Source organism: bacterium (assembly GCA_026398675.1).
In the GTDB taxonomy this organism is placed as follows: domain Bacteria; phylum RBG-13-66-14; class RBG-13-66-14; order RBG-13-66-14; family RBG-13-66-14; genus RBG-13-66-14.
In genome coordinates this window covers 1-19,131 of the sequence record JAPLSK010000151.1, presented here as the reverse complement: position 1 = coordinate 19,131, position 19,131 = coordinate 1, and the positions used below count along the sequence as shown (strand labels likewise).

The 19,131-nt window shown below is 62.4% G+C and carries 18 protein-coding genes and 1 pseudogene; 11 read left to right on the top strand and 8 right to left on the bottom strand.

Annotation, left to right across the window (positions count from 1 at the left end):
* The 5 genes from NTW26_04170 to NTW26_04150 form a co-directional block, all read right to left on the bottom strand.
* On the bottom strand, positions 1 to 1,573 hold a 1,573-nt coding region (locus NTW26_04170), incomplete at its 3' end, for a pyruvate, phosphate dikinase (GenBank protein MCX7021467.1).
* Positions 1,574 to 1,919: 346 nt separating this feature from the next.
* Positions 1,920 to 2,333, bottom strand: a complete 414-nt coding sequence (locus NTW26_04165) for a GDSL-type esterase/lipase family protein (GenBank protein ID MCX7021466.1) — start codon at positions 2,331 to 2,333, stop codon at positions 1,920 to 1,922.
* Between the two features lie 348 nt (positions 2,334 to 2,681).
* A complete protein-coding gene (locus NTW26_04160) occupies positions 2,682 to 3,437 on the bottom strand; it encodes an ATP-binding protein (GenBank protein MCX7021465.1) in 756 nt (251 codons plus the stop codon).
* A gap of 104 nt (positions 3,438 to 3,541) precedes the next feature.
* Positions 3,542 to 4,798, bottom strand: coding sequence for a Glu/Leu/Phe/Val dehydrogenase (locus tag NTW26_04155; GenBank protein MCX7021464.1), 1,257 nt, complete (start codon positions 4,796 to 4,798; stop codon positions 3,542 to 3,544).
* A gap of 241 nt (positions 4,799 to 5,039) precedes the next feature.
* Positions 5,040 to 6,041 (bottom strand): hypothetical protein, encoded by a 1,002-nt coding sequence (locus NTW26_04150; protein ID MCX7021463.1) that lies wholly within the window; start codon positions 6,039 to 6,041, stop codon positions 5,040 to 5,042.
* Positions 6,042 to 6,299: 258 nt separating this feature from the next.
* On the opposite strand from NTW26_04150, the gene NTW26_04145 reads away from it, so the two are divergent.
* The 5 genes from NTW26_04145 to NTW26_04125 all read left to right on the top strand — a co-directional run bounded on the left by NTW26_04145 (position 6,300) and on the right by NTW26_04125 (position 11,926).
* A complete protein-coding gene (locus tag NTW26_04145) occupies positions 6,300 to 7,376 on the top strand; it encodes an alanine--glyoxylate aminotransferase family protein (protein ID MCX7021462.1) in 1,077 nt (358 codons plus the stop codon).
* A 171-nt stretch (positions 7,377 to 7,547) separates the two neighbouring features.
* On the top strand, positions 7,548 to 8,159 hold the full coding sequence (locus tag NTW26_04140; protein MCX7021461.1) for a hypothetical protein: 612 nt from the start codon (positions 7,548 to 7,550) through the stop codon (positions 8,157 to 8,159).
* Positions 8,160 to 8,298: 139 nt separating this feature from the next.
* Positions 8,299 to 10,296 carry a tetratricopeptide repeat protein gene (locus NTW26_04135; GenBank protein MCX7021460.1) on the top strand — a complete coding sequence of 666 codons (1,998 nt, stop codon included), beginning with the start codon at positions 8,299 to 8,301 and terminating at the stop codon, positions 10,294 to 10,296.
* 215 nt (positions 10,297 to 10,511) lie between these two features.
* Positions 10,512 to 10,886, top strand: a complete 375-nt coding sequence (locus NTW26_04130; protein ID MCX7021459.1) for a glutamine synthetase beta-grasp domain-containing protein — start codon at positions 10,512 to 10,514, stop codon at positions 10,884 to 10,886.
* Positions 10,793 to 11,926, top strand: a complete 1,134-nt coding sequence (locus tag NTW26_04125; GenBank protein ID MCX7021458.1) for a hypothetical protein — start codon at positions 10,793 to 10,795, stop codon at positions 11,924 to 11,926. Before NTW26_04130 ends, NTW26_04125 begins: the two co-directional genes overlap by 94 nt.
* Positions 11,927 to 12,259: 333 nt before the next feature.
* Here the strand turns inward: NTW26_04125 and NTW26_04120 are convergent, their stop codons facing one another.
* The 3 genes from NTW26_04120 to NTW26_04110 form a co-directional block, all read right to left on the bottom strand.
* Complete coding sequence (locus NTW26_04120; protein ID MCX7021457.1) at positions 12,260 to 12,856, bottom strand: hypothetical protein; 597 nt, start codon at positions 12,854 to 12,856, stop codon at positions 12,260 to 12,262.
* Between the two features lie 82 nt (positions 12,857 to 12,938).
* The gene (locus NTW26_04115; GenBank protein ID MCX7021456.1) at positions 12,939 to 13,535 is read right to left on the bottom strand and encodes a hypothetical protein; all 597 of its coding nucleotides are present in this window, start codon (positions 13,533 to 13,535) and stop codon (positions 12,939 to 12,941) included.
* A 13-nt stretch (positions 13,536 to 13,548) separates the two neighbouring features.
* Positions 13,549 to 13,935 carry a hypothetical protein gene (locus tag NTW26_04110; GenBank protein MCX7021455.1) on the bottom strand — a complete coding sequence of 129 codons (387 nt, stop codon included), beginning with the start codon at positions 13,933 to 13,935 and terminating at the stop codon, positions 13,549 to 13,551.
* A gap of 522 nt (positions 13,936 to 14,457) precedes the next feature.
* Here NTW26_04110 and coaBC point away from each other — a divergent pair.
* The 6 genes and pseudogenes from coaBC to NTW26_04080 all read left to right on the top strand — a co-directional run.
* A pseudogene (coaBC, locus tag NTW26_04105) lies at positions 14,458 to 15,668 on the top strand (bifunctional phosphopantothenoylcysteine decarboxylase/phosphopantothenate--cysteine ligase CoaBC).
* A 4-nt stretch (positions 15,669 to 15,672) separates the two neighbouring features.
* Positions 15,673 to 16,452, top strand: coding sequence for a uracil-DNA glycosylase (locus NTW26_04100; protein ID MCX7021454.1), 780 nt, complete (start codon positions 15,673 to 15,675; stop codon positions 16,450 to 16,452).
* Between the two features lie 9 nt (positions 16,453 to 16,461).
* Entirely contained in the window at positions 16,462 to 17,307 is an 846-nt protein-coding gene (kdsA, locus tag NTW26_04095) for a 3-deoxy-8-phosphooctulonate synthase (GenBank protein ID MCX7021453.1), read from the top strand.
* Positions 17,300 to 17,872 (top strand): HAD hydrolase family protein, encoded by a 573-nt coding sequence (locus NTW26_04090; GenBank protein MCX7021452.1) that lies wholly within the window; start codon positions 17,300 to 17,302, stop codon positions 17,870 to 17,872. The genes kdsA and NTW26_04090 overlap by 8 nt, the downstream gene beginning before the upstream one ends.
* Positions 17,848 to 18,747 (top strand): DUF3800 domain-containing protein, encoded by a 900-nt coding sequence (locus NTW26_04085; protein MCX7021451.1) that lies wholly within the window; start codon positions 17,848 to 17,850, stop codon positions 18,745 to 18,747. Before NTW26_04090 ends, NTW26_04085 begins: the two co-directional genes overlap by 25 nt.
* A 160-nt stretch (positions 18,748 to 18,907) precedes the next feature.
* On the top strand, positions 18,908 to 19,131 hold a 224-nt coding region (locus NTW26_04080), incomplete at its 3' end, for a D-arabinose 5-phosphate isomerase (protein MCX7021450.1).

Sequence of the window (19,131 nt, the reverse complement as noted above, 5' to 3'; positions counted from 1 at the left end):
GGGAGAGCCAGTCGCCCTCCTTCAGGGTCTTGCCGGAGGCGGTGAAGCGCTTGTTGGCGTAATCTATGGAGATGTCGCCGCAGCCGGCCACGCAGCACTTGCCCATCCCGCGGGCCACCACCGCGGCATGGGAGGTCATCCCCCCACGGGCGGTGAGGATTCCCACCGCGGCGTTCATGCCGTGGATGTCCTCGGGGCTCGTTTCCAGGCGGACCAGGATGACACGCTTGTGCTCGCCGGCCCAGGCTTCGGCGTCGTCGGCGGTGAAAACTATCTGGCCCGTGGCGGCGCCGGGGGAGGCGGGCAGGCCCTTGGCCACGGTGATCGCCCTCATCTTCGCGTCCTCGTCGAAAACCGGGTGGAGGAGGTCGTCAAGGCGGTTGGGCTCCACCCGCATGATCGCCTCCTCTTTGTCTATGAGCTTTTCCTTCACCATGTCCACGGCGATTTTTACCGCGGCGGCGGCGGTGCGCTTGCCCCGCCGGGTTTGCAGCATCCAGAGCCGATCCCGTTCGATGGTGAACTCCACGTCCTGCATGTCGCGGTAGTGCTCCTCGAGCTTTTTCCGGATGCCCTCGAGCTCGGCGTAGATTTTCGGCATTATCTCCTCGAGGGAGGGGAACTTGGCCCGGCGCACATCCTCGCCGATGCCGTTGCTCGCGGCCCACTCGCGGCTGCCGGGCCGGCTTATCTGTTGCGGTGTCCGGATACCGGCCACCACGTCCTCGCCCTGGGCGTTGACGAGGAACTCGCCGTAAAAGTAGGCGTGGGCGCCGGTGGCCGGGTCGCGGGTGAAGGCCACCCCGGTGGCCGAGTCGTCGCCCATGTTGCCGAAGACCATGGTCTGCACGTTGACCGCGGTACCCCAGTCATTGGGGATGCCGTTAAGCCTGCGGTAAGTGACGGCGCGGGGGGTCTCCCAGGAGCCGAAGACTGCGCCGATCGAGGCCCAGAGCTGCTTTTTCGGGTCCAGGGGGAAATCCTCGCCCAGCTCCCGCCGGTAAATTTCCTTGTACCGCCCGACCAGCCGCTCCATGTCGGCCGCGTCCAGATCGGTGTCCAGCTTGACGCCCTTGGCGTCCTTGGCCTCCTGAAGGGCGTGCTCGAAGAGGTCGCGGTCCACGCCCCGGACCACGTTGGCGAACATCTCGATGAAGCGGCGGTAGGAATCCCAGCCGAGACGCGCGCTGCCGGTGGCCTCGATGAGGCCCCGGACGGTCTCGTCGTTGAGGCCGAGGTTCAAGACGGTGTCCATCATGCCGGGCATGGATACCCGTGCGCCGGAGCGCACGCTGAAGAGAAGCGGGTTTTTCGCGTCGCCGAACCGCTTGCCCCAAATCTTCTCGGTGGCCGCGAGAGCCCGATTGACCTGGGCCTCCAGGTCGGCGGGGTAGGTCTTGTCGTTCTCGTAATAGCCGGTGCAGACCTCGGTGGTGATGGTGAAGCCGGGGGGCACGGGGATGCCGAGGCTGGACATCTCGGCCAGGTCCGCGCCCTTGCCGCCCAGGAGGTCCCTCATCTTGGTAGAGCCCTCGGCTTTCCCGGCGCCGAAGGTGTAAACGTACTTCGCCATGCGGTTGAACTCCTTAAAAACTCCTGTGTGGCGTCGAGCGCCAGGCGGATAGGTTTCGCCAGAGGCGTAGCTCGCTTCGCTCGGTTTGCCAGGGGCATAGCTCGCTACGCTCGGTTGGGGCGGATGATAGCACAGCCCACCCTGAAGGGCAAACCCGGCCGCCGTCGGTGGAACCGGGCGTCGCCGTCGTCTTGCCTTAAAAATGAGCGGGCGGGCCTCTGTTCCCGCCCCCTTACCCCCCTCCCAAACCCTCCCCCCAGAGGGGGGAGGGGTATCAACACACCGCCGGGAGCGTTGCCGGCTAAAGCTTGGTCAAGCCCTTTGCCCCCGGTGTCCGAAGGCGCTTTCAGCGGTACAGGGCCTTTATCCGCCCGAAGGTCGAGTCGGAGGCGGTCAGCTCCACGCCCTCCAGGGTGGGAATCACGTGGGGGCCGAGGACGTCGTAGCCGTCCTGGTTGGGGTGGAGGCCGTCGCCGTCGTGGTAACCCCGGGGCAGCTGACCGTCGGCGTCGGCGATCCAGGTGTAGTAGTCCATGTACACCCAGCCGTTGTCCGCGCACCAGCTCCGGACCCAGGCGTCGAACTCGATGATGTCGTCGAGCTGGGCCTGGGTGTTGCCGCCGTAGCCCACGTCAATGGGCAGCGTGGTGGCCGGCACCGGCACCGCCCCGATGCTCTCGCAGAAATCGGCGATGTCCTGCATGTAACCCTGCATGGCCTCCAGGTCGGTCTCCCCGCCCGGATCGAAGTAGGCCCGCACTCCTTGAACGTGACGATGTCCGGACCGAACGCCTCGACGTCGGGGAAGACCGGCGACTTGTCCGGGGTGGACTCGGTGACCTTGTGAAAGTCGTAGTCGGGGAAGAACTGCTCGTACTCGGGGTAGTAGAAGTTCTCGGTGATCGAGGCGCCCAGGAAGACGACCACGGCGTCGGTGAGGTCGGTGGGTCCGGCGCCCGTGGTGGTGGTGCAAGAGACGCACACCAGGACAACCAGCAACAAATAGGTACGCATGGAACCCCCTCCTTTTGTTCAGTCTGGTTTAAGGATAAACAGATGAGGGTATGGTTTTCAACCACGCATTGGGTCTTCTGCATCTTATTGGAGTTTAGGTGGTCTGAGCGCGTTTGATCATTTTATCGACCCATTCAGTTCTGTCGCTGTCCCGGTTGATTTCCATCTTGATTGCCGTTCCTTCGATCCGTTTACTGGATTCCAGCAGCCAGTCTTCACCCCGCCAGGTTTGAAATGACAGCTTTCCAGAGAGAATAATGAATGCATCCATCATTCTGGAGGCGAAGAAGATACCCTCGCCTGTGTGGTGCCGCTCGTCGGTGGTTAATTTACCCTTTGAAAGTTCGATGATTGCGTCCCTCGGTTCTGCCAGGTCGAATTCCTCTTTGATTTTTCTAAATATCCCGATGCCATCGTCAATAACCAAGATGGTCACCGTCAAGGCGTTTACAGAGACCTTACCGTAATATTTTTGTGCGGCGGCGTGCTCATAGATATTATTAAGCATTTCCGTGGTTCCATAATGACATATGTCCATGACGTTCTGCGGCAACTCGTACCTTTCCAGATGGGGTTTAATTTCACTGAGCCATACCCTGTTTTCATCCAGTTCGCCGGCCGGGCCACTGTAGCTATGTTCAACTTCCACTAATCTGTATGACGTTCCGCGTCCTCTGCCATCCCGCTTCACCAGACCTTCTTTGACCAGTGATGACAGGTAGCGGCTGGCCATCTGTCGGGAGATGTTGAACTCATCGGCAAGGTGTTTTATAAACGCCGTCTTCTTCTCGAAAACCAGTTCGAGAAACCGTTTTCTAAGAGCCTTCTTCTGATTCTCACTTAAGCGCATATTTTAATTGTAAACTATAAGCTCAGTAATTGTCAACATAAACATGATGTAAGTTTACAAAAAAAGGCCTCCCACTTGGGAGGCCCTTTTGTACGTCGTTGGGTTTACACCCAACCGCGCAGTCTGACCGCGTCGGCGACGCGCTTGACCGCGACCATGTACGCCGCCAGCCGCATGTGCACGTTTTGCTTCTTGTGCATGTCGTATACGGCGTGGTAGGCGTTGGTCATCTTCTCGTCGAGCTGCTTCCGCACGTCCTCCAGCTTCCAGTAGTAGTTGTAGGTGCCCTGGACCTGCTCGAAGTAGGAGACGGTCACCCCGCCGGCGTTGGCCAGGAAGTCGGGGATGACGTGGATGCCCGCCTTGTGCAGGATGACGTCGGCGTCCGGTGTCGTCGGGCCGTTGGCCAGCTCGCAGGAGATCTTGCACTTGATCTTGGCCGCGTTCTCTTTGGTGATGACGTTCTCCAGGGCCGCGGGGTAGAGGACGTCCACGGGCAGCTCCAGGAGCTCCTCGTTGGAGATTTTCTTCTCGGCCTTGGGGTAGGTGGTGACGGAGCCCTTCTCGAGCTTCCACTTCACCAGGTCGTGGGGATCGAATCCCGCGGCGGAGTAGATGCCGCCGCTCGAATCGGACACGGCGACCAGCTTGCCCCCGCCCAGAACTTCCTTGTGCAGGGTGGCGGCGAACTGGCCCGCGTTGCCGAAGCCCTGGATGGCGTAGGTGACTTTGGCCGGGTCTATTTTGAGGATTTTGCAGGCCTCGCGGACGGTGATGATGCCGCCCCGGGCGGTGGCGTCGCCGCGGCCCTGGGATCCGCCCAGCTCCAACGGCTTGCCGGTGATGACGGCGGGGTGGCTGCGGCCGACGATGGTCTCGAACTCGTCCATCATCCAGGCCATGATCTGGGGGGTGGTGTAAACGTCGGGGGCGGGGACGTCGCGGTGCTCGCCCAGCTCGCGGGCGATGACGCGCATCCAACCCCGGGCCAGACGCTCCTTCTCACCCTCGGAGAGCTCCTTGGGGTTGCAGGTCACGCCGCCTTTGCTGCCGCCGAGGGGGATGTCTACCACGGAGCACTTCCAGGTCATCCACGCCGACAGGGCGCGGACGGTGTCTATGGTCTCGTCCGGGTGCCAGCGGATGCCGCCCTTGCACGGGCCACGGGCGTCGTTGTACTGGACGCGGTAGCCGTGGAAGACCTTGGTCTTCCCGTTGTCCATCTTCACCGGGATGGTGAAGAGGTACTCGCGGCGGGGCCAGCGCAGGAGCTCGCACATGGGGGGTTCGAGGCCGAGTTTTTTGGCGGCCTCGTCGAACTGGGCCTGGGCGATCTTGAAGGGATTGAGTTCTTCGGCCATCTATCAGCTCCTTGGAGGTTCAGATGGTTGCGGTGTCACGGGCGCCTGAGGGGGGGCGCCGAATTCCCCCCGGTCTTCGGACCGGTTGTTACACGAAGCTTTTGAATCCTCTCCGCTGAGCCGCCGGGGTGGTTTTCCCCACATCACGGCGTCCTTCTCGGTGGTGACTGGAACGCGGGTCTGGACTCAAGGGCTCCGGCTGTTTTCTAAAACATCCCGGCGTCTCCGCCGGTGAAACGGATCAGAGCCTGGACTCGTCCACCAGGGCCACGACGAGGTCGCTGGTCCCCGGCTCCACGGTGAGGCTCAGGGTGACCTTATTCTCTTCGAGGTCCACGAGGCTGAGCGTGCCCGACCCGTCCACCACCACTAGGTTGCCGTCGGGGGTCACAGCCCCGTCCACAATCTCCGCGCCGCCGAGCTGGATTGCCTGCAGGTCGGGGCTCACCGGCGTTTCGTCCGCGTACCCCACCCAAGTGGTGTAGAGCTTGTCCTCGGAGGTGAAGAGAATCTCCCCGCCGTCGGGGGTGAAGCCTACGAAACGGACCGGGCCGGCCAGCTCCTCGGTGTAAGTCACCGCGGGATCGGAGTTCAGGGCGATGAGGGAGACGTCGCCGTTGGCGCAGCCGACGGCCGCGTAGTCTTCCCTCGATGAAATCGCCACGCAGAGCGGCTCGGCTCCCAGATTAACGTGCCGGCCGGTGGAATCCTCCAGGTTGCACACCGTCACCCGCTCGTAGACAGGCGCGTCGGTTATCCCCTGTTCGCGCCAGTCCACGAAGCGCTGCGCGTAGATGAACCACCGCGCGCCGGTGGAGACGGTGTAGGCGAAACTGTTCTGGGTGTCCGGGAGGTAGGCCAACTGCTCGAAGCCGTAGCCGTCCACCTCGTAGCGGAAAACGCCGCCGAGCCCGGGGGCGTAGTAGTGAGCCGAATCGTGGGCGCTGAAGACGGGGTAAACGTAAGGAAGCCTTTTGACCGGGCTCCCCGTGAAAGGCCGGAGTACGTGGGTCTGTCCGTCGGAGCGGCAGGAAATGTAGAGGTACTCCAGATCCGGGGTGAGGGAAAGATGGGTTGGCGCCGCGTCGAGGTCGAAGCTGGAGAGAATCTCCCCGGTTGTCAGGTCCAGAACCTCAACCCGTTCGGCCTCCCCCGATGCGACCCATGCGAGCAGGTGTTCGGCGGCGATACAAGCCGATGAGAGCAGTATGACGATCCCTGCAATCCACGCTAGACGCCGCACGACCCTCCCGGTTTTTCAGCCGAAAGACCCTGCGCAGTATATTTACAGCGGCATTCGTTGTCAACCCCGATGGGGTCACATTTGTGAAAAGAATAGCGGAATTCAGCCACCGCACCCTTCCCCTCCCTGGTGGGCGAAAATCGGCTTGGGTAGGCCGTTTTACCTGTATTGGTACCCCTTGACAGTCAACCGCACCTTGCGTACAATTGCCCCCGCTCTGGAACCGGCATTTTTACCTCTTTAAGTCCAGGAGGATCGATGCACAAGAAGCTCTTCATCCCGGGCCCCGTCGAGGTTACCCCCGAGTCGCTTCACGATATGGCCGTGCCCATGGTCGGGCACCGGTCCAAGGATTACGAGAAGATACATGCCTTCTGCGTGGACAACGTGAGGAAGGTTCTCTACACCGACAAGTTCATCTGGATCGGGACCTGTTCCTCCACCGGCCTGATGGAAGGCGCCCTCCTCAACCTGTGCAAGAAAAAGGTCCTCAGCGTCGTGGTGGGCGCATTCAGCGACCGCTGGCACACCATCGCCGTGGCCAACGGCAAAAAGAGCGACCGCCTGGATTACGAATGGGGCAAGGCGGCCAAACCCGAGGATATAGACTCCAAGCTCGCCACGGGCGAGTACGACCTGGTGACCGTGGTCTTCAACGAGACCTCCACCGGGGTGATGTCCCCGCTGAAGGAGATCACGGAGGTGATGAAAAAGTACCCGGACGTGATCCTCGCCGTGGACGCGGTTTCCGGCATGGCCGCCGCCAAGATCGAGGTGGACGCCTGGGGTATTGACTACATTCTGGCCGGCACCCAGAAGGCCTGGAGCCTGCCCCCCGGTCTGGCCGTGGCTGCGGTGAGCGAGAAATGCTTCAAGCGCGCCGAGACCGTGGAGAATCGCGGCTTTTACTTCGACCTCCTCAGCGCCAAGGAGTACGCCGCCGGCAAAAAAACCAACCAGACCCCCTCGACCCCGGCCATCAGCCTGGTTTACGCCCTGGGCAAGCAGGCGGAGCGCTACGCGAAAGACCTGGACGCCCACTGGGCCAAGCACATCGATATGGCCAAGCTCGTCCGGGAGTGGGCCAAGAGCCGGGGCTTCGAGCTTTTCCCCGAGCCCGGCTACGAGAGCCTGTCCCTGACCTGCATCACGAACACCAAGGGCATCTCCGTGGCCGACCTCAACTCCGAGCTGGGCAAGCGCGGATACTCGCTCTCCAACGGTTACGGCAAGCTCAAGGAGAAGACCTTCCGCATCGCCCACATGGGGACGATGACGCTGCCCGAGGTTCGCGATCTCCTGTTGAACGTGGACGACATCCTCGGTTTCAAATAGGTTGAAGGGATCGCCCAGCGCGGGCGGCCTCCGCAATACCCATCCCGAAGGGATTTTAGACTCCGATTGGAGGAGTGATGAAGGTTCTCATCTGCGATGCAGTGGCCGAGGACGCCGTCAAGATGATGCAGGACGCGGGCCACGAACACCCCGGCCGCTTCGAGCGCCGGCGTGGCCGAGCTGACCATCGGCCTCATGTTCGCCGTGAGCCGCCACATCTGCCGCGCCGACGCCTCCGTGAAAAAGGGAAATTGGGAAAAGAAACTCTTCAAGGGCAACGAGCTGGGGGGCAAGGTCCTGGGCATCATCGGTCTGGGACGCATCGGCACCGAGGTCGCCAAGCGCGCCAAGGGCCTGGGCATGAGCGTCATCGGCTTCGATCCCCTCGTCGAGGAGTGCGATTACGCCCGCATGGTGACCTTCGACAGGCTCCTGGCCGATTCGGACATCATCACCCTCCACCTGCCGCACACCAAGGACACCCACCACCTCATCTCGGATCCCGAGTTCGCGAAGATGAAGAAAGACGTGATCCTGATAAACGTCGCCCGCGGCGGGGTCGTCAGCGAGGAGGCCCTGGTCAAGGCGCTCGAGTCGGGCAAGGTGGGCCGGGCCGCCGTGGACGTCTTCGAGGTCGAGCCGATGGATCCGAAGAATCCGCTGAAAAAGTTCGACAACGTGATCCTCACCCCCCACATCGGCGCCTCGAGCGTGGAGAGCCAGAGCCGCATCGGCTACGAGCTGGTGGACAAACTGGAGCGCTTCGCCAAGGGCAATTACTAGAGGATCCGTTTCGCGATAAAGGGTGGCTTAGGCCGCCCTTTTTTTAGGGCTGACACGAGGAGGATTTTGTTGTAATGTAAAAGGATGATGCGTTCTTTCCCGGTTCGCGCCGGCGATTCGCTCCGTCACGGATGAGATCATGACCGACTATCAGCAGCGGTTCAATGAAGCCATCGGGCTCCTTGGGCACCTGGAATGGCTCCCCACGCCGGTTTTCCCCGTGTGTCTCGTGGGGTCTGAGGCGCTGGAACATTTTCTCACCGCCCTGGAGGAGGCGTCCGCGGGACACTGGAACGCAGTTGTGGACGCGCTCCGCCGCGCGGACAAGGCTTCGGATACCGACGCCCGGCGGGCGCAGGTGTACAAGACCGCCGGATTGCTCCTTTATCTGCGCGGGGATTGGGAAGGGGCGGCGAAGGCTTACGCGGACGCCCTCGCCCGCGCCGAGACCGCGGCGGACGAGACGGCCGAGCTCGAGTCACTGGTCGGTCTGGGCCGGTGCGAGCTTAAACGCGCGAACGCGGTGAGAGCCGAGGAGCTGTTCCTCCGGGGGCTGGCGCGGGCCGCCGATTCCGGACGTCGGAACCTCACCGGAACCTTCCTCGCCGGTCTGGGGCACGTCTGCCGGGCGCGGGGGAACGCCGACGGGGCCCTCGGGCGTTTTTCCGAGGCGCGGGAGGCCTTCAAAGAGATTGAGGATAGACTCCACGAGGCCGAGATGCTCGTCGAGCAAGGTGCCGAGCACTGCACGAAGGGCGACTACGCCCGGGCGGTGGAGATTCTCGATTCTGCGCTCGAACTGAGCGCCGGTCGGCCGGTCGCGATGGTGAAATCGCTCATCGAACTGGGCCGGGTACACGTCTACACCTGCGACTACGAGACGGCGAAACAGGTCTTCAAGCGGGCTTTGGCGGCCGCCGAGGAGGCCGGGGACCAGCGGCTCATCTCCAACGTGCACAACAACTTGGGCAACGTGCACTTCTACCAGTGCGACTACTCCTCCTCGATCCAGGCCTACGAGAAGGCGCTGGCCATCAACCGGCGCCTGGGCGAGGCGGCCGTGACGAGCCGCGTCATCCACAACCTCGGCTCGGTTTTTTTCCGCAAGGGCGATTACCCCGCCGCGCTGCGGGCCTACGAGCAGGCGTTGGAGCTCGAGCGCCGGCAGGGGAACACGACGACGGCGGCCCGCTGCCTGGGCAACGTGGGCATCATCCGCCGGGTGCGCTGCGAGTTCGCGGAGAGCATCGCAGCCTACCGCGAGGCCCTGCAAATATACTCCGAACGCGACGACGTGTTTGGCCAGTCGGTCACGATGTCCAACCTTTCGAGCGTGTACCTCGAGACGGGGGGGTTCGACGAGGCCGGGGAGCTGTTGGAGAAGACCCTGGAGCTCAGCCGGCGCTCCGGAGTACCCGTGACCGAGGCCCACTGTCTGGGGAACCTCGGGCTGCTCAAGTTCTACCGGGGGGACTTCGACCGGGCGGAGGAGCTTTTGAGTGAGGCGCTCCGGATTCACGCCGGGATCAAGAACCACTTCCTCGAGGCCTGGACCCTCAACTCCCTCGGACGGGTGGCCCAGGAGCGGGGCGACGACGGAACCGCCCTGGAGCATTTCACCCGCGCCCTGGATCTGCACCGCCGGCTGGATCACCGGGAGGGGCAGGCGGAGTCCATGTCCAACCGGGGGCTGGTCCTTTCGCGCCTGGGGAGACGGGGCGGGGCTCTCGCCGACCTGAGAGGGGCGGTCCAAATCGCCGAGGGGATACAGAACCCGGTCCAGGAGGCCCGGGTGGAGTGCCGGCTGGGAGAGGTGTTGGCGGCCGACGGCGACCATGTCGCGGCCCATCCACTGTTGACGCGCTCCTACCGGGTGTTCCACCGGTACGGCGTCCCCTTCGAGCGCGCCGAGGCGCTGGAGCTGTTGGGTCGGCTGGCGCGGGGGCTGGGTCACCAAGAGCTGGCCTGCGCCTACCTCCGGGCCGCGGTGGAGGGCTACACCTCCCTGGGCGTGCTGCCGAAGCGGGTCGAGCGGCTGGAGGGGCTTCTCGCCGAGTGCGGCGCGGGGGTCAATGCCTGTAAAATCCCCGAGTTGAGCCTGGACCACCCCCCGCAGATTCCCCTCGCGTCCGAGTGAGGCATTCCGACCGGGCGGATTGACGGGCCCCGCGGTTGACAGCCGCCGGCGGGGCGGATAGAATCCACTAAACTAAACAAGGGGTGGAACAAGGGGTTTAACCGAGCGAAGCGAGCTACGCCCCCGGTGAACCGAGCTATGCCCCTGGCAAAACCCCTTGCCTTGAACTAAAAAGAGCGGGCGTTCCCTTTTTTTACCCCCACGGGGAGACGGGCATGTACAAGTTCGACTTCACCCACGAGACCTCGGCCGAGGAGATTAAAAAGCGCTTCAAGGAGGAGGAAATCACCACGGTGGACCTGAAGTACGTGGACCTCCCCGGCCGCTGGCACCACGTGACCCTCCCGGTGGAGTTCCTCGACGAGAAGGTTTTCACCCGGGGGGTGGGCTTCGACGGCTCGGCCATCGCCGGCTTCCAGCGAAAAGTCACCGGCGGGGACATGGTGCTCATCCCGGACAAGACCACGGCGATGGAGGACGTATTCTGGGAGGAGCCGTGCGCCAGCTTCATCTGCGACTGCTGCGCCGCGGGGACCGGCGAGCCCTTCCCCGGCGATCCCCGGCAGGTCGCCAAGCGGGCTCTGGCCTAGAGTTCTTCATCTTCGACAAGGTCGTCTTCACCACGCGCGACAACGCCCTGGGCTATGAGTTCGACTGCGACGAGGCCGACTGGAACTACGGTCCTTCGGAGCACGGGAACCTGGGGTACCAGATCAAGCACCAGGACGGCTACCACGCCGTCAACCCCCGGGACAAAACCCACGACCTGCGCACCGAGGTGATGCGGCTCTTGACCGAGATGGACATCCCGGTGAAGTACCACCACCACGAGGTGGGCGGACCGGGGCAGCAGGAAATCGAGGTCCTCTTCAACGACCTCGCGCGCACGGCCGACAACGGGATGTGGATCAAGTACGTGATACAGAACCTGGCCGTCCTCGCCGGGAAAACCGCCACCTTCATGCCCAAGCCCATCTACGGGGTCAACGGGTCTGGGATGCACTTCCACCAGTACCTGTGTAAAGGCGACGGGGAATCCGCCTTCGCCGGGGACGACGAGACGGGTCTCAACCGCTTGGCGCGGGCCTACACGGCGGGGGTGCTCAAGCACGCCCGGAGCCTGGCCGCCCTGTGCTGCGCCAGCACCAACTCCTACAAGCGGCTGGTGGAGGGTTACGAGGCGCCGGTGTGGCTCTTCTACGCCATGGCCAACCGGGAGGCGGCGGTCCGCGTCCCGGCCTACGCCGCGCCCGAAAAGCGGCGGATCGAGTTCCGCCCCTCCGACGCCACCGGCAACATCTACCTCTCCCTGGCCGCGCAACTCATGGCCGGGCTGGACGGCATCCGGGACGCACTGGATCCCGCCGAGCTAGGCTACGGACCGTTCGGTCCCGAGGGCATGGGCCGGATGAGCGGCCTGGTCGGGCCCGAGCGCAAAAACCACCTCATGCCCCGAGACTTCGTCCAGGCGCTCCACGCCCTGGAGTACGACCACGCGTACCTCAAGGTCGGCGGGGTGTTCGACGACGAGCTCATCGCCGCCTATCTGGCTTACAAGCGGGAGAACGAGATACAAAGGATAGTCAACCGCCCGCACCCCTACGAGATTTTCCTGTACTACGACCTGTAGTTTTCGGTTGCGTAAAAAAAGCGGCGGGGATCGAATCCCCGCCCTGCATTTCCCCCCCCTCTCCCCGTGGGAGCGGCGCGCCGACGGGAATGGGGGTGAGGGTTGCCATGCGTCCCCTCCCCCCTTTGGGGGGAGGCTCGCCTACGGGCTAGGGTGGGGGGTGCAGCGGCCCCCTCTCCCTTTTAGGGAGAGGCTTGCCGACGGGCCAGGGTGAGGATCGGAGCGGCTCCCCTCTCCCTGTGGGAGAGGGTCGGGGTGAGGGCTGCCTTTTAACGCGGCGGGGATTGGAATCCCCGCCCTACATTTAGACACACGGCGTCTAAACCGCGGGCGCTAGTCCGAGAAACCCGCCTTGATTTCCCCCCAGCTCGCGGTCTCGACGCCAGCGACGGGCGTGCCCAGGAGGCGGAAGTAGACCGCAACGTCCCATTGGTTCCACTGGTAGTACAGGTTGCCTGTAGTTTTGCTGCCCCATTTGCAGTTCTCGGCGTCCGAGCGGATTTCGAGCCAGAACTGCGTCCCGCCGTCAACGTGGCAGGGCTCGATATTCAGCCGGTACAGGTACAGGGTATGCCCGTTGTAATCGAATCCGGTGTCGGTCTCCTCCAGGTCGTCGCCGCCGACCCTGGTCCTATAGTAGTAGGCGCCGGGCATGCCGTACTGGTCGTAGCGCACGTTCACGTCGAACGGCCTGGGGTGGGCGGGCTCCTCGGGGGAGTAGAACGCCCAAAATTCCACGGCCTCGATTTCCGCGTCCATCTCCAGGGTGAAGTCGTCCTGGGTGTAGTACTCGCCGTATATCCCCCAGCCGCCGTTCATGAACGCGAAGTCGTAGCACTGGTCCCACAGTACCTGGAGTTCGTCGTCGGCCGCGACGGGGACGGCCGAGAACGCGACGACGAGGAGTAGAAGAATCGTAATCCTGGTCATGGTTTCTACCTCCTTATCTTAAGTCGAGATAGACGGAAGTCCCCGCCCTACATTTAGGCACACGGCGTCTAAACAGCGGACGCTAGTCCGAGTACCCAGCCTTTATCTCCCCCCAGCTCATGGGCTCCACGCGGGTGTCCTGGGGCGTGCCCAGGAGGCGGAAGAAGGCCGCTTTATCCCACTGGTTCCACTGGTAGTACAGGTTGCCCACATCTTTGCAGGCCCATTTGCAGTTCCTGGCATCCGTGCGGATTTCGAGCCAGAACGGCGTCCCGCCGTCAACATGGCGGCCATCTATGTTCAACCGGTAGTGGTACACGGTATACCCGTAGTAGTCGTCACCCGTGTCGGTCTCCTCCACATCGAAGGTCCTGGTGGTTATGTAGTAGCCGCCGGGCATGCCGTAGTGGTCGTAGCGGATGGTCACGTTGAAAGGCTGGGGGTGGTAGTCGTCATCGGGGAAGTAGTAATAAGCCCAGCATTCGACGGCCTCGAGCACCGCGTCCGTCTCCAGGGTGAAGTCGTCCTGGGTGTAGTACTCACCGTAAATCCCAAAACCTCCGTTCATTCTCACAAGGTCGTAGGGCTGTTCCCAGAGAACCTGCAAGTCGTCGTCGGCCAGGCCGAGCGTGGCCGAAAACGTGAGGGCGCAGAGTAAAAGGATTGTCATCTTGGTCACGGTTTTCACCTCCTTATCTTAAGTCGAGATAGACAGAAGTCCAGGCCCAGTAGAGATCACAGCGTGGCATCTGAAGGTAAAGGTATGGCTGGTAGTACTTCCAATCCGTATTGGGATTGGGCGGGTTATACGGGTTGAAGGATGTATCCTCATCCGCCAACACCAACACCCAGCCTCCTCCAAATTCTACCAACTTGTACCCCCGGACATAGGTGTGCCCATAGACCGGCGGTTCACCCAAGGGGAATGACCACCAGGTGGGGTTGGGAATAAAGAACAAGTGGTAGATGTCCCCCCACCAATAGTAATCCCCCTGGGTCTCGAAGGACCAGCGATTGTAGTTCTGGCCGGGATAGGTGAAGAGCAGCGTGAACGTCATCGGACCGATGAGCTGGTCCATTCCTTCTCGCCCGAACATCCAGATCTGTACCCGGTAGGGGTAACCGGGGGTCCAGTCGAGCGGGGCGTCAATGATTCCCTCAATCCGCCAGTAACCCAGCGGGGGGTCACTCTCCCCTCCCAGAGAGCTCTCGTTCGGTGACGGTGATAACTCCGACGGCGAGAGGGCGTCTTCACAGGAAATCAGAAAGAACGCCACGAAATCGACGAGAAGAGAAGAGAAGAGAAGAGAAGAGAAGAGAAGAACTTGGGTTTGTCCATTTTATCCTCCCTTTTTAGACCTTTCCCAAGGTTAATTTAATTTAGCACAAAAATGCAAGGTCGTCAAGGGTCGCCGACCCGAAGCGCGAAAATCCCTCAACCCTTTACCGGAATGGTTGGGGGGCGATGTAATTCACAATTCAGCACATGGAATGGGTGTGGAACACCACAGCCAAGTCTACGCACAACCTCACGCGGGCCACAGCATCCCCCCTCCGTGGTATAATGCCAACGTCTTCTTAGCGGGGTATGGGAGGCTGGTATGGACCGCGCGATAGACTACGAACGGGTGAGAGGTAGCCGGGTCCTCCTGGGCGTGACCGGGGGGATTGCGGTCTACAAGGCGTGCGAGCTGGCGCGCGATTTCGTCCGGCACGGCGTCGAGGTGGACACCGTCCTGACGGCCAACGCGGCCCGGTTCGTGACTCCCCTGACCTTCTCCTCGCTCACCGGCCGGCCGGCACTGGTCGAGATGTTCTCCTCCTCGGGCTCACCCGAGTACCGCCACCTGGACCTGGCGCGGGAGGCGGACCTCTGCGTCGTCGCCCCGGCCACGGCCAACCTTCTCGGCAAGCTACACGCCGGCGTGGCCGACGACCTGCTCACCACCACGCTGTTGGCGATTAAGTGCCCCGTCCTCATCGCCCCGGCGATGAACACCCGCCTGTGGACGAACCCCCAGGTGGTGCGCAACGTGAGGGAGCTCAAGGTGCTGGGCTACCATTTCGTGGACCCGGCGGAGGGCGACCTGGCCTGCGGCGAGGAGGGGATCGGGCGACTGGCGCCCATCGAGACCATCTCCCTGCGCGCCCTTTCAACGTGCTGGTCACGGCCGGGGCCACGCGGGAAGCGCTCGACCCGGTGCGGTTCATCTCCAATCCGGCCTCGGGGAAGATGGGGTTCGCCCTCGCCGAGGCGGCGCGACTGCGCGGGGGGAAGGTGGCCCTCGTTTCCGGGCCGACCTCGCTGACGCCGCCCGCCGGGGTCCGCTTCCACCAGGTGACCACCGCCGTGGAGATGCTCGACGCGGTGGAGCGGAGCTACCCGGACTGCCACATCTTCATTTCCGCCGCCGCGGTGAGCGACTACGCCCCCGAAAAGGTCGCCAGCGAGAAGATAAAGAAGGGCGACAAGGACATCAGCGTCAAGCTCAAGCCGGCCCCGGACATCCTCCAATCCTTTAGCGTGCGGAAGGGCAGGCGCATCCACGTGGGGTTCGCCCTGGAGACCAGCGACCTGATCCCCAACGCCAAAGCCAAGCTGGAGGAGAAGAGCCTGGACCTGATCGTGGCCAACGATATCACCGTGGAGGGTGCCGGCTTCGCCGTGGACACCAACGTGGTGACCATCATAGACTCCAAGGGCGTCGTGGAAACATACCCCAAGCTGTCCAAGCGGACCCTGGCCTACATCATCATTGACCGGGTGGTGGAGATGGTCCAGGAGCGGCTGCAATTGTCGAGCAAACCCTGATCCGGTGGGCGGCCTCGGCTCACTCCTGGCGGAACAGTTGGCCCTCTGGGCGAGGGTGGGTCTGATGTACCTCCCCCGGCCCATCCCCGCGCCTTCTTTGGAAATCCCCGAGCCGGCCGCGAAGCCGGAAAAAATAGTAACGAAAAGCGACGACGGGGTGGCCTCTCTGACCGTCCTGCCGCCCGAGGGCGACCTCTTCTCCGGGAAGCCCGAGTCGTGGCCCGACCTCGCCGCCTGCCAGGCCGACGCCGCCGGGTGTACGAAGTGCGAGCTCTCCCGGACCCGGTTGAGCGTGGTTTTCGGCGAGGGGGCGCCCGACGCGCGGCTGATGTTCATCGGCGAGGCCCCGGGAGCGGACGAGGACGCCCAGGGCCGTCCTTTCGTGGGCCGGGCCGGGAAGCTCCTGGATAAAATGATCGCGGCGATGGGCCTCCGGCGGGAGGAGGTTTACATCGCCAACATCCTGAAGTGCCGGCCGCCGGGCAACCGGGACCCGCTGCCCGCCGAGGCGGCCGCCTGCCGGCCTTACCTGGAGGCCCAGATTAACCTCATCGTGCCGGAGTTCGTCTGCTGCCTGGGCCGCCATGCCGCCATCCGCCTCCTGGGACGTGAGGAGCCCATCTCCCGGCTCCGGGGCGCCATCCATCGCTACAACGAGCGCACCCGGGTCATCGTCACCTACCACCCGGCCTACTGCCTGCGCAACCCCGACTCCAAGCGCGACGTGTGGCAGGACCTGCAGATCGTCATGGGCGAACTGGGACTCGAACCCCCGCGCCGGTAGGGTGATGTAATGGAACCTCGAAGACAGTTCAACGTCGGTCCGGTGGAGCTCGGTCGGGATCTGGTCTTCATCGCCGGCCCGTGCGTCGTCGAGGACCGCGACTCGACCCTGCGGGTGGCGGAGCGTCTCGCCGACCTGGCGATGGAGCGCGGCTGCGGCCTTATTTTTAAATCAAGCTACGACAAGGCGAACCGGACCGGCGGGGAGAGTTTCCGCGGCCCCGGCCTGGAAGAAGGGTTGCGCGTGCTCGTCGAGGTCCGGGAGGCGACCGGCCTGCCGGTGCTCACCGACGTCCACTCCCCCGAGGAGGCCCGGGCGGCGGGGGAGGTCGTGGACTGCCTCCAGGTGCCGGCGTTCCTCTGTCGCCAGACCGACCTCATCACCGCCTGCGCCCTCACGGGCAAGCCGGTGAACGTGAAGAAGGGGCAGTTCCTCGCCCCCGACGACACCCGGCACATCGTCGCCAAGCTGACGGCGGCGGGTTGCGACCGGATCATCCTCACCGAGCGCGGCTACGCCTTCGGCTACCACGACCTGGTGGTGGACTTGCGCTCGCTGGCGGTGATGCGGGAGACCGGAGCCCTGGTCTGTTACGACGCGACGCACTCGCTGCAGCAGCCGGGCGGATCTTCCGGTCAGACCGGCGGGCTGCGCGCGTTCGTCCCGCCGCTGGCCCGGGCCGCCGCGGCTTTCGGCGTGGACGCCCTCTTCGCCGAGACGCACCCCGACCCTTCGCGGGCGAAGTCCGATCCGGCCACCGTCTGGCCGCTGGACGGCTTCGGCCGGCTGATGGACCAAGTTCTGGCGGTGGACGGGCTGCGGCGCGAGCTGGAGAAGCTCTTTCCCGATGTCTGAAAAAATCACCTTCCCCGGCGAGGGTCGGGTCGCCGACCTGGCGGAGCGCGCCCGGCGGGTGCGCCTCGTGGTCATGGACGTGGACGGCGTCCTCACCGCCGGCGGGATGATCTCCGACTCGGGCGGCGTCCCGGTGAAAATCTTTAACGTCAAGGACGGGCTAGGGCTCTACCTCCTGGGTCGGGTGGGGATCAAGCGGGCGATCGTCACCGGCAAATCCAGCCGGGCGGTGGAAAAACGGGCGGAGGAGCTGGAACTGGAGTACTGCATCCAGGGCGCGCTGGACAAGGGGCCGGCGGTGCGGGAGCTCCTGCGGGCGGCGGACTGTGCCCAAGACGGGCTCTGCTACATCGGCGACGACCTGAACGACCTTCCGGGCCTGGTTCTCGCCGGGCTGGCCTGCTGCCCCGCCGACGCCGCCCCCGACGTGCGCGGGCTCGTGCATTACGTCTGCGCTGCGGACGGTGGGCGGGGCGCCGTGCGCGAGGTTTGCGAGCTCATCCTGCGCGCCCGCGGGGAGTGGGACGCGGTGGTTGAGCGGTGGATGAAGGGGAACTTCAAATGAGTTGGTTGTTATTCCTTGATGAAAGCGGGCATGACCATAAAAATACACCCTACGAGATAAGGGGTGGGATTGCTTTACGCGCTGACAGGATATGGCCGTTTGTCAGGCAGATGAGAAATCTTGAAGGTTCAATATTCGGAGAAGAGCGTCACAACTTTGGTATAGAAATAAAGGGTGCGAAACTGCCCAATCGACCAAGATACAGGATGGCAAGAGGTATTGAACCGCTTGATCACGAAGAAAGGAGAAACCTCTGTTTATCTTTATTGCGAAGACAAGATAATATACCAAGAGGAAACGAATTATTTGCTTATGCACAAGCCAATATTGAATTAGCACGGGGCATTTTCCAAATTCTTGTTGACAATGAAGCAAAAATATTTGCTTCTGCAATTCCAAGAGGAGTTATTAAAGAAGAAGATCTATTTGATGAGGTACTGCTAAGAAAGGACTATGTGTTTTTGTTTGAAAGGTATTTTTACTTTTTAGAGAGGGAAAATCAAACTGGACTTATTGTAATGGATGAGACTGATAAAAAGCAGGACAAATTATTTATTAAACAGATACAAAAGTACTTTACTAGCACACAAAACGGAAGATACAGAAGTTCAAGAATTGTACCTCTACCCTTTTTTGTGTCATCAGATTTGATTTACCCTATTCAGGCGGCAGATGTATGTATTTATTGCATAAACTGGGGCTTTCGATTGCCTTTTCTAGGTATGAGTGCTGAACATAGACAAGAAATTAGTGACGATTTTGGCTCTTGGTTGTCGCGTTTACAGTATAGGGGTGATCGTACTTTAGATGATGGATCAACTCATAATATCTATGGAATTGTCTTTGTGCCGGACCCATACAGTCCGAGGGTATAAAAAGGTAGCGGTAACGCCCTCGGGGCCCCTGCTTTTACACAGTAACCCCTCGGCCGAACCGCCATCAACAGTCTAGCCCTTTTTGTACGTTTTTGTCAAGTTTTTGTTAAGGTTTATTTACGGCTAAAATGAGGGATTTTTTTACGACGGTGACCATCCCATGAAGTCCGACGCGGAAATCACGGCCCGGGGGCGCGAGGTGCTGGCCGTCGAGGGCGAGGCGCTGGCCAGGGTCGCCGGGCGGCTGGACGAGCGCTTCGTCGCGGCGGTGCGCCTACTGTACGGCTGCGCCGGGCGGGTCATCGTGGCCGGGATGGGCAAGAGCGGGCACATTGCCAACAAGATAGCCTCCACCCTCTCCTCGACCGGCACGCCGGCCTTCTT